Here is a 13885-nt window from a genome sequence, read left to right as displayed (position 1 = left end):
CGTGACGCCGTCGGGCCCGCTGCTGGCGGTGCACGCGCACCCGGACGACGAGACGCTCGCCACGGGTGCGCTGCTCGCCGCGTGGGCCCGGGCGGGGGAGGCGACCTGCGTGGTGACGTGCACCCGGGGCGAGCGGGGCGAGGTGATCGACTCCGCCTCGCACCCGACCGGGCTCGCGCACCTGGCGGGTGACGGGCCTGCGCTGGCCGTGCACCGCGAGCGGGAGCTCCACGCGGCCCTGGCGGCACTGGGGGTGACGGACCACGTGTTCCTCGACGCGGTCGGGGGGCACGACGACGGCACCCCCGTCCGCCTCGAGGACTCCGGCATGGCGTGGGTCGGTCCCGGCGTCGCCGGGCCGGCGCCGGACTCCGGCCCGGCGGCGTTCGTGCGCGCCCCGCTCGACGACGCGGCCTCCCGGCTCGCCGCCGTCGTCCGTGACCGACGTCCCGCCGTCGTCGTGACCTACGAGGCCGGCGGAGGCTACGGGCACCCGGACCACGTCCGGGCGCACGACGTGACCGTGCGGGCGCTGGAGCTCGCCGCCGACGCCACGGCGCCCCTGCCGGGCGGCCCGTGGGCGGCGACCCGGTGGGAGGTCGTGGCACCGTCCTCGGCCGTCCGTGCCGCCCGTGCGACGCTCGGCGCGGACCCGGGGGTGCGCCGGCTGCTCGCCGACGGCTTCACGCTGCCCGACCCGGACGGCGAGCTGCCCCCCGTGGCCGTCGCGGACGGTGAGGTGACCGGTCGGGGGCCCGGCGAGGGCGTCGTGGAGGTCGACGTCGCCGCAGTGCTCGACCCCCTGCTGGCGGCGCTGCGGGCGCACCGCACCCAGGTCCAGCAGGTCGCACCCCTGGACGCTCCCGGCGTGGTCGCCCGGTACGCCCTGAGCAACGACGAGCTGGCGCCGGTCCTGGCCGTCGCGCACCTGCGCGTCGTCGGTGGTGACGCCGGGAAAGGTGCGACGGCGCCGGTAGGCTCGGCACGGTGAGCGCGCCCACCCCCCACCACGCCCCGCCGCGGACCGAGCGGGCCGGGCTCCTCGGCGTCGTCGTCCGGGTCCTCATGGCCGTCGTCCTCGGGGGAGCCGTCGGGCTGATCGGCACGGTCGCCCATCGCACGCAGTGGGCCGACCTGCCGGGCGGGCTGGTGCTCGCCCTCCTCCTGACGGTCTCGGCCGCGATGATGTGCCGCGCGTGGTCGGGTCTGTCCACCCTGCTCGCGGCCGGCGCCGGGTGGCTCGTCGTCGTCCAGCTGCTCGCGACCACCGGCCCTGGCGGTGACGTCCTCGTCCCCGCCGACCTGACCGGCTACGTGTGGACCTACGGCGGCCTGGTGCTGTTCGCCGTGGCGGCTTTCCTGCCGTCCCGGTGGTTCTCCGACCAGGTCGCCCCGGAACGCGGCACCGATCCTGCCCCGCACCCGGCTCGACACCACGAGTAGGATCACTACTCGCGCGGAAACCCGTCGCGAGCAGGACGTCCCCCGGGGCAGACGCCTCCTTCGAGAACCAGCACGGAGCGTGTCGATGGGCCAGCCGACCGACGGCGACCAGAACCAGTCCGGTCCCGACGGATCGTCGTCGTCGGGCGCCGAGGACCCGTCGTCGACTCCTGCCTCGCCGCCTCGCGGAGCCGGGTCGCCCGCTGGTGCGTCGTCCGCGACGTCGCCGCTGGCGCTCCCACGGCGCACGCCGCCGGCCACCTCCGCTCCGGCGCCGTCCGCCTCGTCCGCCACGTCGCCGGCGGTGGCCACGTCGCCGGCAGGGGCCGCGTCCCCGGCTGCGGCCCCCGCACCGACCGCCTCGTCGGCCGCGTCGCCGACCGCGGTTGCCCGCCCGGCCGCCGCGCCCGCGCCCACCGCGTCGTCGGCACCTGCTTCGCCGTCACCTCCGCCGCCGGCTTCGCGGGCCACAGCAGCACCCGGCGCAGAGGCTCCGCCGCAGGCTTCCCGCGCAGTCCCGTCGCCGGGCGTCGCGCCGGCGGCCACCCCGGCGCCCACGACGTCGCCCGCCGCCTCGACACCGTCCGCCTCGACGCCGTCCGCCTCGACGCCGTCCGCCTCGACCCCGACTGCCGCGGCCTCGTCCGCCTCCGCCTCCGCTTCGCCTGCCTCCAGGAAGCCGCCGTCCACCCCGGCACCGGCCGCGGACGCCGGGGGGACGTCGAGCGCCGAGGACAGCGCCGAGGACAGCACCGCGGACAGCTCCGATGACGAGTCGACGCCCTATCAGCCGCAGGTACGCCGTTACGAGGAACGTCGCCTCGGCATCGTCGCCGCGCCCACGGGGCGCCCGTCGTCGGCGTCGGCCGGGACACCCACGCAGGCGATCCCGGCGGTCGCAGCGTCGGGGGCCGCGGGGGCCGCGGGGGCTCGGGCCGCGGGAGCGGCCGGGCAGGACCCGACCAGGCAGTTCTCGTCGCAGGCCCAGCCCTCCGCCGGCTCGGCCCAGCCCCCCGCCGGCCCGAGCGACGGCCCGATCGCGGGCCTGTCCGGCGACGGCGCTCCGAGCCGGTGGCCGAAGGTGCTGATCGGTGCGGGTCTGGCCGTCGTCGTGCTCGGGGGCCTCTACATGGGCGCCCAGTGGTTCGTCTCCGACGACGTCGCCAAGGGCACGACGGTGGCCGGCGTCGACATCGGCGGGCTCTCGGCCGACGAAGCGGTGTCCGCGCTGGAGTCCGAGCTGGGACCGCGCGCCGTGGAGCCGATCACCGTGCAGGCGGGTGACGCGACGAGCACGCTGGACCCGGCCGAGGCAGGGCTGACCTTCGACGCCCAGGCGACGGTCGACTCGGTCACCGGACTCACGCTGTCGCCGGGGCACCTGCTGGAGCACGTCGTCGGGGCCGGCGCCGTGGACCCGGTGGTCGACGTCGACCGCTCGGCACTGAGCGCCGCGGTGGAGCAGACCGGCACGTCGTTGGAGACCGAGCCCGTCGACGGGACGGTGCGGTTCACCGACGGCGAGCCCGTGGCGACCGACCCCGTGGACGGCACCCAGGTGGTCGTCGACGCCGCGGACGACGCGATCGTGGACGCCTGGCTCGTCACCACCGAGGCGATCGCTCTCCCGACCGAGTCGGTGCCGCCGGCCGTCGACCAGGCGGACACGGACGCGGCGATGGCCGAGGCCGAGCAGGTGGTCTCCGGGCCGGTGACGGTCCAGGTCGCCGATCAGAGCCCCGAGATCCCGGAGCGGGTGCTGGCCCGCTCCACGTCCTGGGTCCCGACGGACGGCGCGCTCGTGGCCCAGTACGACGGCGACCGCCTCACCAGCGCGATCGTCGACCGCACCGACGACCTGCTGCGCGAGCCCGACAACGCGCACTTCGAGTTCTCGGGCGGTGAACCCGTGATCGTCGGCGGGGAGACGGGCACCACCCTCGACCCGGACCAGGTGGCCGAGTCCGTCGGCGCGGCCGCCACGTCCACGGAGCGCACGGCGGAGGTCGAGCTCGTCGAGCAGGACCCCGAGGACTCGCGGGAGTCCCTCGAGGCGCTGGGCGTCAAGGAGGTGATCAGCGAGTTCTCGACGCCGTTGACCAGCGAGCCCATCCGCACGAAGAACCTGGTGCGTGGTGCCGAGCTCGTCAGCGGGACCCTGGTCAAGCCGGACGAGACCTTCTCGCTCGTCGACACGCTCTCCCCGATCGAGGTGTCCAACGGGTACTTCGCGGCCGGCGTGGTGAACAACGGCGTCCACTCCGACGCCGTCGGCGGTGGCCTGTCGCAGATGGCCACCACGACGTACAACGCCGGGTTCTTCGCCGGGTTCGACGACGTGGAGCACCGTCAGCACAGCTACTGGTTCAGCCGCTACCCGGCCGGTCGCGAGGCGACGATCTACGTCGGTTCGATCGACATGAAGTTCACCAACGACACCCCGTACGGCGCGCTGATGCAGGCGTACGTCTCCGGCGGTCGGCTGCACGTGAAGATCTGGTCGACGGAGTACTACCGCGTGGAGGAGTCGACGTCGGGCAAGCAGGACGTGGTGCCCGCCACCACCATCGACATGTCCAGCAGCGCGGACTGCTCGCCCTACCCGGGCGGTGAGGACGGCTTCGCCATCACCGTGTACCGCAAGGTCTACCTGGAGGACGAGCTCGTCAAGGACGAGTCCGACTTCTGGCGCTACAAGCCCGACAACGCGGTGTCGTGCTCGTCGGCGCGCGACGACGACAGCGCCGACCGCAAGGATCGCGACACCGAGCAGCCTGCTCGCGACGAGAAGGAGGACTGATGCTCGGACGGACCTCGCGCGAGTCCCCGGCGCACGCCGCGCTCGCCGCCCGCGGTGCCGGATGGTCGGGGGTCGCCACGGGCTCCCCGGTCGTCTCGGCGGTGACCGACGAGTCGACCGAGCTCCTCGACCTGGGAGCCATGCCGCAGGCGTTGGCCACGGTCGCCGGCATCGACGACCTGGCGGCGGTGGTGCACCTGGGCCACCCCGAGCAGCCGTCGCCGGAGCTGGAGCAGGCACTGCTCGACGGCGACTCCTCGCTGATCGTCACGGCGTCGACGGCGGTGCCCCGTCAGTGGGTCTGGGTCGCCCCGCCGGGCGGCGGTGGCGGTCAGGTGGTGGTCGACCAGGCCGGCGTGCGCGACTGCGCCGACCTGCTGCGCACGATGGGCGTCAGCCCGCGGCTCGTGCCCACCACGACGTCGGTGGCCGAGCGGGCGGCGATCGCCGGCGACCTCGGTTCGCTGGTCGTGGAGCGCTCCCGCGTGCCGGCTGGCTGGGAGGAGCTCCCGGGCAGCGAGCGTCTCGCCGGGCACGGGCCGGTCTGGTACGGGCTGCTCGAGTCCCGCGCCGGCTGGCCCCGCTTCGGCGCCGCGGCGCAGGTGTGGCTGGCGTTCGGTCCGTCGGACGACCACCGGGGTTCGCTGCGCCAGTCGTTGGGTGTGCTGGTCGACGCCGGGGTGGACCTGCAGCACCTGCGCAGCCATCCGTCGGCGTCCGGGCCGCACGTCTTCTTCACGTCGTTCCGGTGCCCGACGGTCGAGGCGCTGGACGCTCTCGTCGCGGACCTGACCGAGCGGTCGGTGGCGCACCGCACGCTCGCGGTCCTGCCGGGCGGGACGTTCGAGCCCGGTCCGGACGCGTTGTCGCCCCGGTGGGCGGGCGCGTGAGGATCGCCTACCTGGGCCCGGAGGGGACGTTCACCCATCAGGCGGTCCGTACGTGGGGCGCGGGCGTCGGCACCACGGGAGGCTCCACGGGAGTCGGTGCGGGACGTGGCCCGGAGGGCGACGCGCCCGGCCTGGGGGACGACGTCGTCGCGGTCCCGCTGGGTTCCGTCGGTGCGGTGCACGACGCCGTCGCCGCGGGCGAGGTCGACCTCGGGGTCGTCGCGATCGAGAGCTCGGTGGAGGGGCACGTCGTGCCCTCCGTGGACACGCTGCTCGCCAGCGCCGACGTCGTCGCGGTCGACGAGGTCGTCCTGCCGGTGTCGTTCGACGCGTTCGTCCGCCCGGGGCACGGCCCGTTGCGCGAGGTGACCGCCCATCCGCACGGGCTGGCGCAGTGCCGGCGCTTCGCCGCCGAGCACGACCTGGTGGCGGTGCCCGCGGCGTCGAACGCCGCGGCGTGCCGGGATGCGGGCCCGCACCAGGTCGCCCTCGGCCCGCGGCTGTGCGGGGAGCTCTACGGTCTGGAGACCTTCGCGGAGCGGGTGGAGGACTTCTCCGGGGCGCGCACCAGGTTCCTCGTGCTGGGACGACGGGCCGACGCGCCGGGACGGTTCCTGCGCGGACGCCACGGTGACGACCGCCCCGGTGCCGACCGGGACGGTGACACCTCCTGGCGCACGATGCTCGCGGTGACACCCGTGGTCACGGGCCCGGGCGTGCTCGCCCGGGTGACCCAGGCCTTCGCCGGTCGCGGGGTCAACATGTCGAGCCTGGTGACGCGGCCGCTCAAGGCGCGCGAGGGTCAGTACGTGTTCGTCGTGACGCTGGACGAGCCGCCGTGGCACGAGCAGGTGCGCGACCTGTGCGGCGACCTGCTCGCCGCGGGCGACGCCCTGAAGGTGCTCGGCGCCTATCCGGCCGCGCCGGGCGAGGGCGGCCTGGACGGCGTCCTGGCGGACCACACCCCGGTCGGGAGCGTCCGTGCGGGCGACTCCGCCACGGCCGTCGCCGCGGGACTGCTGTGGTGAGGGACGACGCGGTGCGGGACGACGCGGTGCGGGACGACGCGGTGCTCGGCGGTCCGGTGGGCGACGACGCGGCGGCCGGCGGGCTGCCCGATGCATCGATCGGCCGTGTCGCCGTCGTCGGCCTCGGGCTGATCGGCGGGTCGCTGGCCCGACTCCTGACGCTGCGCGGCGTGGACGTGGTCGCCACGGACGTGCTGGCGGCGTCGAGAGAGGCCGCCCGGCGCACCGGCCTGGCGGTCGCGGACGACGTGGCGGCCTGCGTCGAGGGCGCCGGCCTCGTGGTGCTGGCCGTGCCGCTGCGCACCATGACCGTGGTGGCCGAGCAGGTGGCCGCGCACGCGCCGGCGGGGGCGACGGTGACGGACGTGGGCAGCGTGAAGGCGCCGGTGCGGGAGTCCGTCGTCGCCGCCGGGCTGGGGGACAGGTACGTCGGGGCGCACCCGATGTCGGGGACGGAGCACAGCGGGTTCGAGGCGTCGGACGCCGACCTGCTCGACCAGGTGGCCTGGGCGGTGACGGTCGGCGACCAGGACGGCGTCGACGCCGACCGTCTCGCCCAGGTCCTCGCCCTCGTGACCGGCCCGTGCCGGGGGCGCGCCACCGTGCTGACGGACGACGTCCACGACGAGGCCGCGGCGCTGGTGAGCCACGTGCCGCACGTGCTGGCGACACAGCTCCTCAACGCGGCCACGGGTGCCCCGGTGGCCCGCGTGGCACAGGTGCTGGCCGCGGGCAGCTTTCGTGACGGCACACGTGTGGCGTACACGGACCCGGCGCGCACCGAGGCGATGGTCACGGCGAACGCCGCCTGGGTGGCGCCCGCGCTGCGCAAGGTGGTGCGCGACCTGGAGGCGGTGGTGCGTGACCTGGAGGCCAACGGCGCCGCCCACGAGTTCTTCCACGCGGCGGACCCGGCGCGTGCGGCACGCCGCGCCGGATCGGTCCGCGCACCCGGTCCGGACGCCCACCCGGTCCAGGACGCCGGCCTGTCCCAGGACGCCCAGGGGCCGGACGCCGGGAGCGTGGTCCCCCGCGAGGAAGGGTGGCCGGCGGTGCTGGTGCGCCGCTGCCTGCAGGGAGCCTTCGTCGTCGAGGTCTCGGCCACGCACGCCCGCCTCGCTGCCTGACGGCCGCGCCCTACCCGGCGTCTGGGTCGCGCCGCGGGTCCCGGCGCGGCGTCGGCCGCGGGGGGAGTCGCCTGACCGCGACGACGTCGTCGGCGGCCACCCGCACCTCGGTGCCGGCGCCCGGGTCCGAGCGACGGGCAGGGTCGCGGCGCAGCCGCACGCCGCCGTCGTCGATCGCGACGACGACGCCGATCACGTCGGTCCAGCGTCGCCCGCTGGTGGCGGCCTCGGTCGCGTCGAGGCGGCGCCGGACCACGACCCGGGCGTCCACCGGGATGTCTCGCCAGGTGGACGGATCGGGGTGGGCGTGCGGGGTTCTCACGTGAGCGATACTAGAGTTCCCCGTAGCACCGGAGCCCCGGGCTCCTCCCCGTCACCGGAAGGTAACTGCAGTGACCTACGTGATCGCTCAGCCGTGCGTCGACGTCAAGGACAAGGCGTGCATCGAGGAGTGTCCCGTGGACTGCATCTACGAGGGCTCCCGATCGCTGTACATCCACCCGGACGAGTGCGTGGACTGCGGGGCCTGCGAGCCCGTCTGCCCGGTCGAGGCCATCTACTACGAGGACGACGTCCCCGAGGAGTGGAACGACTACTACCGGGCCAACGTCGAGTTCTTCGACGACCTCGGCTCGCCCGGCGGTGCGGCGAAGATGGGTCTCATCGAGAAGGACGACCCGATGATCGCCGCCCTCCCGCCGCAGGCCTGACGCGCGGCCGGGCGTCGATGGGACTCGCCGACCTGCGCGACCTCGCCTATCCCTGGGACACCCTGGGGGACGTGCGTGCCACGGCCGCCGCCCACCCGGACGGACTGGTCGACCTGTCGGTCGGCACGCCCGTCGATCCGACGCCGCAGGTCGTGCGCGCCGCGCTCGCCGCGGCGTCGGACGCCCCCGGCTACCCGCTGACGTTCGGCACCCCTGCGCTGCGCGAGGCCGTGACCGACTGGTTCGCGCGGCGCCGGGGCGTGCCCGGGCTGGACCCGGACGGCGTGATGCCGACGATCGGTTCCAAGGAGCTCGTGGGCCTGCTGCCCTCGCTGCTGCGCCTCGGCCCGGGCGACGTCGTCGTGCACCCTGAGACGGCGTACCCGACGTACGACGTCGGGGCGCGGCTCGCGGGTGCGACCCCGCTGCCCGCCGACGACGTCGCGGCGTGGGCAGGGCGGTCCGACGTCCGGCTCGTGTGGGTCAACTCGCCCTCCAACCCGACCGGCGCCGTCGCGGACGTCGCCCACCTGCGCTCCGTCGTGGACGCCGCCCGCCAGATCGGTGCGGTCGTGGTGAGCGACGAGTGCTACGCCGAGCTCGGGTGGGATGGCGCGGCGGTCGACGCCGCGGGTGCCAGCGCCGTGCCGAGCATCCTGGACCCGCGGGTCACGGGCGGCTCGACCGACGGGCTGCTGGTCACCTACTCGCTGTCGAAGCAGTCGAACGTGGCCGGGTACCGGGCGGCGTTCGTCGCCGGCGACCCCCGGCTCGTGGCGGACCTGGTCGCCACCCGCAAGCACCTGGGCATGATCGTGCCCGCACCGGTCCAGGCCGCGATGGTCGCCGCGCTCGGTGACGAATCCCACGTCGCCGAGCAGCGCGAGCGCTACCGGCGTCGCCGCGACGCGCTCCTGGGTGCGCTGCGCTCCGCCGGTCTCGTCGTCGAGCACTCCGAGGCCGGTCTCTACCTGTGGACCCGGACGGCCGAGAACACCGCAGGTCCGGGCGCCTCGCGCGACCTCGCACGGCGCTTCGCCCGGTGGGGGATCCTCGTCGGGCCGGGCGAGTTCTACGGCACGGCGGGCTCCGCGCACGTACGGGTCGCGCTCACCGCGACCGACGACGCGATATCCCGCGCTGTGGCTCGCATCACAGCACCTTGACGCAGGGATTGGAACACCATGGGATAGGGGGGTAGTTTCATCCGCAGGCCGAGGCTGCTCTGCGGTCATGCCGTCCCTGACGGTCGTGGCAGGTAGCCCGTGACATTGCCAAGATTTCACGTGACCGGGACCCCGACGACGGGGGGCCGGACCCGTCAGGGAAGGAAGACATGACGTCCACCCACCAGACCCCTTCGGTCCGCCTGTCCGTCGACGACGCGGGGCACGACCTGTCGGTGGTCGGCGCGACGGAGGGCAACGACGGCATCGTCGTGTCGTCCCTGCTCAAGAACACCGGCATGGTGACGGTCGACCCCGGCTTCATGAACACCGCCTCCTGCGAGTCGACGATCACCTACATCGACGGTGACGAGGGCATCCTGCGCTACCGCGGCTACCCGATCGAGCAGCTCGCGGACAACTCGTCGTTCCTCGAGGTGTCCTACCTGCTGGTCCACGGCGAGCTGCCGTCGGCCTCCGAGCTGGAGGCGTTCACCGACCGTGTGAACCGCCACACGCTCGTGCCCGAGGCGTTCCGCACGTTCCTCGGCACCTTCCCGCGCGGCGGGCACCCGATGGCGATCCTGGCCTCCGCCACCAACGCGCTGGCCACGTACTACCCCGAGGCGCTCGACCCGCACGACGACGAGGCCGTCGAGCTCGCTACCGTGCTGCTGCTGGCCAAGACCCGCACGATCACGTCGTACGTGCACCGCGCCATGAAGGACGAGCCGCTGCTCTACCCGGACGCGGCCCGCGGGTACGTGGACGACTTCCTGCGGATGACCTTCGCGCGCCCCTACGAGGAGTGGCAGGCCAACCCGACGCTGGTCGCCGCGATGGACAAGCTGCTCATCCTGCACGCCGACCACGAGCAGAACTGCTCCACGTCGACGGTGCGCGTGGTCGGCTCCTCCAACGCGACGCTGTTCGCCTCGGTGTCCGCCGGCATCAACGCCCTGTCCGGTCCGTCGCACGGCGGCGCCAACGAGGCCGTGCTGCTCATGCTGGAGAACATCCGCAACGGCGACGACTCCGTCGAGACCTTCATGAAGAAGGTCAAGAACAAGGAGGACGGCGTCCGCCTCATGGGCTTCGGGCACCGCGTCTACAAGAGCTACGACCCGCGCGCCGCCATCGTCAAGAAGCACGCCGACGCCGTGCTCGACGAGCTGGGCGCCAAGGACGAGCTCCTCGACATCGCCCGCGGGCTCGAGGAGATCGCACTGAGCGACGACTACTTCGTGGAGCGCAAGCTCTACCCGAACGTCGACTTCTACACCGGGCTCATCTACAAGGCGATGGGCTTCTCGCCCGCGATGTTCACGCCGCTGTTCGCCCTCGGGCGCATGCCCGGCTGGATCGCCCAGTGGCGCGAGATGATCAAGGACCCGCAGACCAAGATCGGGCGCCCGCGCCAGATCTACACCGGACCGACCGAGCGCGACTTCGTGCCCGTCGAGAACCGCTGACGGTCCACCACCGCAGACGTCCGCCCCCGTGGCCCGGAGATCTCCGGGCCACGGGGGCGTCGTCTTCGGGGCCGGGGCCGGGGCCGGGGCCGGGGCCGGGGCCGGGCGCCGGGAGGCGGTGAGCCCGGAGGGCCGGGGCGACCCGGGTCAGTACAGCGAGGCCGGTTGAGGGCCGACGACGACCGTCACCCGCCCCTCCGGCTGCGGCTCGCCCTCGTCGACCAGGGTCCAGGCGCCGGTGCCCCGGGACCACACCTGGTCCGCGGCACGCACCTCGACGGCGCCGGTGGTGTCCGCGGTGGCGACCGCCCAGTGGGCCACGGTCCAGGTGGCGCGCTCCACCTCGTCGACCGGCAGGGCGGTCGCGTCGATCGCGAGGGCCACCCGGCCGTCGCCCTGCGGGTCGTCGACCTCGTCGACCGACCCCGTCGGCACGCCGAGGTCGCGCTCCAGCAGGTCGGTGAGCGTGGTGACGGCGGACGCGCCCGAGGGACCGTCCGCGCCCACGCCAGGCAGCTCGCAGGTCACCGACCCGGGGGAGTGGCCCGTCAGCGACGACGCCCAGGCGCGGGCCATCTGCTCGTGCTGGGCGTAGGCCTCGGGGAACGCCGAGCGCTGCACCTCCTGCGCGGCGTCGGTGACCTCCATGTCCTGCCAGCCGTCCACCTCGACGAGACCGTCGTAGAAGGCGTCGGTGGAGTACACCGGGTCCATGATCTCCTCGACCGTGCCCCACCCCTGCGACGGTCGCTGCTGGAACAGCCCGATCGAGTCGCGGTCGCCGTAGTCGATGTTGACCAGCCGGGACTCCTGCATCGCGGTGGCCAGGCCGATGGTCGCCGCGCGGGCCGGCAGGCCGCGCTGGACCGTCTGGCCCACGATCAGGGCGGCGTTGCCCGCCTGGACCGGGGACAGGGGGTGGTCCCGCCCGTCGAGGGTCGCCGCGCACCACTCGCGGGTCGCCGCAGGGTCGCGGGAGTCGAGGTACCAGACGACGGACGCGACCGCGGCGACCCCCACGGCGAGGATACCGAGCACGGCGCCGACCGGCGCAGCCGCCCGACGCCGTGGCGGCATCAGTTGGCGTGCAGCGCGGCGTTGAGCTCGATGCCGACGCCACCGCGGCCCAGCACCTCGACGGCGCCCGTGCGGGAGTTGCGGCGGAAGAGCAGGCCGTCGCGGCCGGAGAGCTCGCGGGCCTTGACGACGCGCGGCTCGCCCTCGTCGCCCATCTCGTCCAGCACCGTGACCTTGGTGCCCGCCGTCACGTACAGGCCGGCCTCCACGACGCAGTCGTCGCCCAGGGGGATGCCGAGACCGGCGTTCGCGCCGAGCAGCGACCGCTCACCCAGGGAGATGATCTCCTTGCCGCCTCCGGACAGGGTGCCCATGATCGAGGAGCCGCCGCCGACGTCGGACCCGTCGCCCACGACGACCCCCGCGGAGATGCGCCCCTCGACCATCGAGCTGCCGAGCGTGCCCGCGTTGAAGTTGACGAAACCCTCGTGCATCACGGTGGTGCCCTCGGCGAGGTGGGCGCCGAGGCGCACGCGGTCCGCGTCGGCGATGCGCACGCCGGTGGGCATCACGTAGTCGACCATGCGCGGGAACTTGTCCACCCCGTACACGGTCACCGGGGCGCCGGTCGAGGCGCGCAGCCGCAGCCGGGTCGCCTCGAAGCCCTCGACGGCGCACGGTCCGTGCGAGGTCCACACGACGTTGGTCAGCCTGCCGAACACGCCGTCCAGGTTGAGCCCGTGCGGCGGCACGAGCCGGTGCGACAGCAGGTGCAGGCGCAGGTAGGCGTCGGCGGTGTCGGCGGGGGCGTCGTCCAGGTCGATGCGGGTGAGCACGACCTGGACGTCCACCCGGCGCGCGTCGTCGCGCTGGGTCAGGGCCGCGAGGTCGGCGGGCACGTCGACGTCGTCGGGGGCGTCACCCAGGACGGGCGCCGGGTACCAGACGTCGAGCGTGGTGCCGTCGTCGGCGACCGTGGCGAGGCCGAGGCCCCAGGCGGAACGGGAGGTGGTGGTCGTGGTCATGCCCACCAGCCTATCGGCGCCGCGTGGCACGATGGGCTGCGTGACCGACCAGCACGCACCCGCCCCGCCCACCCGCTTCGACCCCCCGCTGGTCGATCCCCGGGTGGTGCCGTCGTCGGACCTGGTCGACCTGCTCGCGGCGGTGTGCGACGTCGAGTCCGTCTCGGGCGACGAGGCCGCCCTGGCGGACGCCGTCGAGGCGCTCCTGCGCGACCAGCCCCACCTGGAGGTGCACCGCGACGGCGACGCCGTCGTGGCGCGCACCACGCTCGGCCGGGACCGTCGGGTGGTGCTCGCCGGCCACCTCGACACCGTGCCGCTCACCGACCCGCCGAACCTGCCCGCCCGCCTGGAGGGCAGCGGCGACGACCGCGTCCTGCGGGGCCGCGGGACCGTCGACATGAAGGCCGGGCTGACGGTGTTCCTCGCGCTGGCGGTCGAGCTCGGCCGCCCCGGCAGCGAGCCGACGTCGGACGTCACCTACGTGTTCTACGATCACGAGGAGGTCGAGGCCACCAAGAGCGGCCTGGGCCGCCTTGTGCGCCACCGGCCCGACCTGCTGGCGGGGGACTTCGCCGTGCTCGGCGAACCGACGTCGTCGGGCATCGAGGGCGGCTGCAACGGCACGATCCGGGTGGAGGTGCGCACCCGCGGCAGGGCCGCCCACTCGGCGCGCGCCTGGCGTGGCGAGAACGCCATCCACGCCGCCGCCCCCGTCCTGGCCCGCCTCGCCGACTACGAGCCCGCCCAGGTCGAGGTCGACGGGCTCGTCTACCGCGAGGGCGTCAACGCCGTCGGGATCACGGGCGGGATCGCCGGCAACGTCATCCCCGACGCCTGCACCGTCACGGTCAACTACCGGTTCGCGCCGTCGCGCACCGAGGCGGAGGCCGAGGCGCACCTGCGCGAGCTCTTCGAGGGCTTCGAGGTCGTCGTCACCGACTCCTCGCCCGGCGCGCGCCCCGGGCTCGACGACCCGCTCGCCGCCGACTTCGCGGCCGCCGTGCTCGCCGCCACCGGTGGCGAGCCGCGGCCCAAGTACGGCTGGACCGACGTCGCGCGCTTCGCCCAGCTCGGCGTCCCCGCCGTGAACTTCGCCCCCGGCGACCCCATGCTCGCCCACGCCGACGACGAGCGCGTCCCCGTCGCCGAGCTGGCGGTCTGCCGCGAGGCGCTGCGCTCCTGGCTCCTGGGTGCCTAGGCTCGC

The 13885-nt window shown here is 74.6% G+C and carries 13 protein-coding genes; 10 read left to right on the top strand and 3 right to left on the bottom strand.

Going from position 1 to position 13885, the window contains the following annotated elements; all coding sequences use genetic code 11:
• Position 1: 1 nt before the first annotated feature.
• The 6 genes from ACNHYB_RS06610 (at position 2) to ACNHYB_RS06585 (ending at position 7288) form a co-directional block, all read left to right on the top strand.
• Complete coding sequence (locus ACNHYB_RS06610) at positions 2–991, top strand: PIG-L family deacetylase (protein WP_418277622.1); 990 nt, start codon at positions 2–4, stop codon at positions 989–991.
• Complete coding sequence (locus tag ACNHYB_RS06605; RefSeq protein ID WP_418277620.1) at positions 988–1443, top strand: DUF6113 family protein; 456 nt, start codon at positions 988–990, stop codon at positions 1441–1443. Before ACNHYB_RS06610 ends, ACNHYB_RS06605 begins: the two co-directional genes overlap by 4 nt.
• Positions 1444–2524: 1081 nt before the next feature.
• Positions 2525–4243 carry a VanW family protein gene (locus ACNHYB_RS06600; RefSeq protein WP_418277619.1) on the top strand — a complete coding sequence of 573 codons (1719 nt, stop codon included), beginning with the start codon at positions 2525–2527 and terminating at the stop codon, positions 4241–4243.
• A complete protein-coding gene (locus tag ACNHYB_RS06595; protein WP_418277617.1) occupies positions 4243–5133 on the top strand; it encodes a hypothetical protein in 891 nt (296 codons plus the stop codon). Before ACNHYB_RS06600 ends, ACNHYB_RS06595 begins: the two co-directional genes overlap by 1 nt.
• Positions 5130–6161: a prephenate dehydratase gene (locus ACNHYB_RS06590; protein WP_418277616.1), complete on the top strand. Its 1032-nt coding sequence runs from the start codon at positions 5130–5132 to the stop codon at positions 6159–6161. Before ACNHYB_RS06595 ends, ACNHYB_RS06590 begins: the two co-directional genes overlap by 4 nt.
• Entirely contained in the window at positions 6158–7288 is a 1131-nt protein-coding gene (locus ACNHYB_RS06585; RefSeq protein WP_418277615.1) for a prephenate dehydrogenase, read from the top strand. Before ACNHYB_RS06590 ends, ACNHYB_RS06585 begins: the two co-directional genes overlap by 4 nt.
• Before the next feature lie 10 nt (positions 7289–7298).
• Here ACNHYB_RS06585 and ACNHYB_RS06580 read toward each other — a convergent pair whose 3' ends face one another.
• The gene (locus ACNHYB_RS06580; protein ID WP_418277613.1) at positions 7299–7610 is read right to left on the bottom strand and encodes a DUF6725 family protein; all 312 of its coding nucleotides are present in this window, start codon (positions 7608–7610) and stop codon (positions 7299–7301) included.
• 70 nt (positions 7611–7680) lie between these two features.
• Between ACNHYB_RS06580 and fdxA the strand changes: the two genes are divergently transcribed.
• The 3 genes from fdxA (at position 7681) to ACNHYB_RS06565 (ending at position 10636) form a co-directional block, all read left to right on the top strand.
• Positions 7681–7998 carry a ferredoxin gene (fdxA, locus tag ACNHYB_RS06575; protein WP_418277612.1) on the top strand — a complete coding sequence of 106 codons (318 nt, stop codon included), beginning with the start codon at positions 7681–7683 and terminating at the stop codon, positions 7996–7998.
• A gap of 17 nt (positions 7999–8015) precedes the next feature.
• Entirely contained in the window at positions 8016–9164 is a 1149-nt protein-coding gene (dapC, locus tag ACNHYB_RS06570) for a succinyldiaminopimelate transaminase (protein WP_418277611.1), read from the top strand.
• A gap of 170 nt (positions 9165–9334) precedes the next feature.
• On the top strand, positions 9335–10636 hold the full coding sequence (locus ACNHYB_RS06565; protein WP_418277610.1) for a citrate synthase: 1302 nt from the start codon (positions 9335–9337) through the stop codon (positions 10634–10636).
• Between the two features lie 147 nt (positions 10637–10783).
• On the opposite strand, the gene ACNHYB_RS06560 is transcribed toward ACNHYB_RS06565, so the two are convergent.
• Positions 10784–11713: a hypothetical protein gene (locus ACNHYB_RS06560; protein ID WP_418277609.1), complete on the bottom strand. Its 930-nt coding sequence runs from the start codon at positions 11711–11713 to the stop codon at positions 10784–10786.
• On the bottom strand, positions 11713–12678 hold the full coding sequence (gene dapD, locus ACNHYB_RS06555) for a 2,3,4,5-tetrahydropyridine-2,6-dicarboxylate N-succinyltransferase (RefSeq protein ID WP_418277607.1): 966 nt from the start codon (positions 12676–12678) through the stop codon (positions 11713–11715). The genes ACNHYB_RS06560 and dapD overlap by 1 nt, the downstream gene beginning before the upstream one ends.
• An 88-nt stretch (positions 12679–12766) precedes the next feature.
• Here dapD and dapE point away from each other — a divergent pair, with 88 nt between their 5' ends.
• Complete coding sequence (gene dapE / locus ACNHYB_RS06550; RefSeq protein WP_418278007.1) at positions 12767–13879, top strand: succinyl-diaminopimelate desuccinylase; 1113 nt, start codon at positions 12767–12769, stop codon at positions 13877–13879.
• The last annotated feature ends 6 nt before the right edge of the window (positions 13880–13885 follow it).

The sequence above is a fragment of the Isoptericola jiangsuensis genome, assembly GCF_048320105.1.
Taxonomy (GTDB): domain Bacteria; phylum Actinomycetota; class Actinomycetes; order Actinomycetales; family Cellulomonadaceae; genus Isoptericola; species Isoptericola jiangsuensis_A.
Note: the sequence above shows the minus strand (reverse complement) of the source record. Positions and strands in the feature narration are given on the sequence as shown.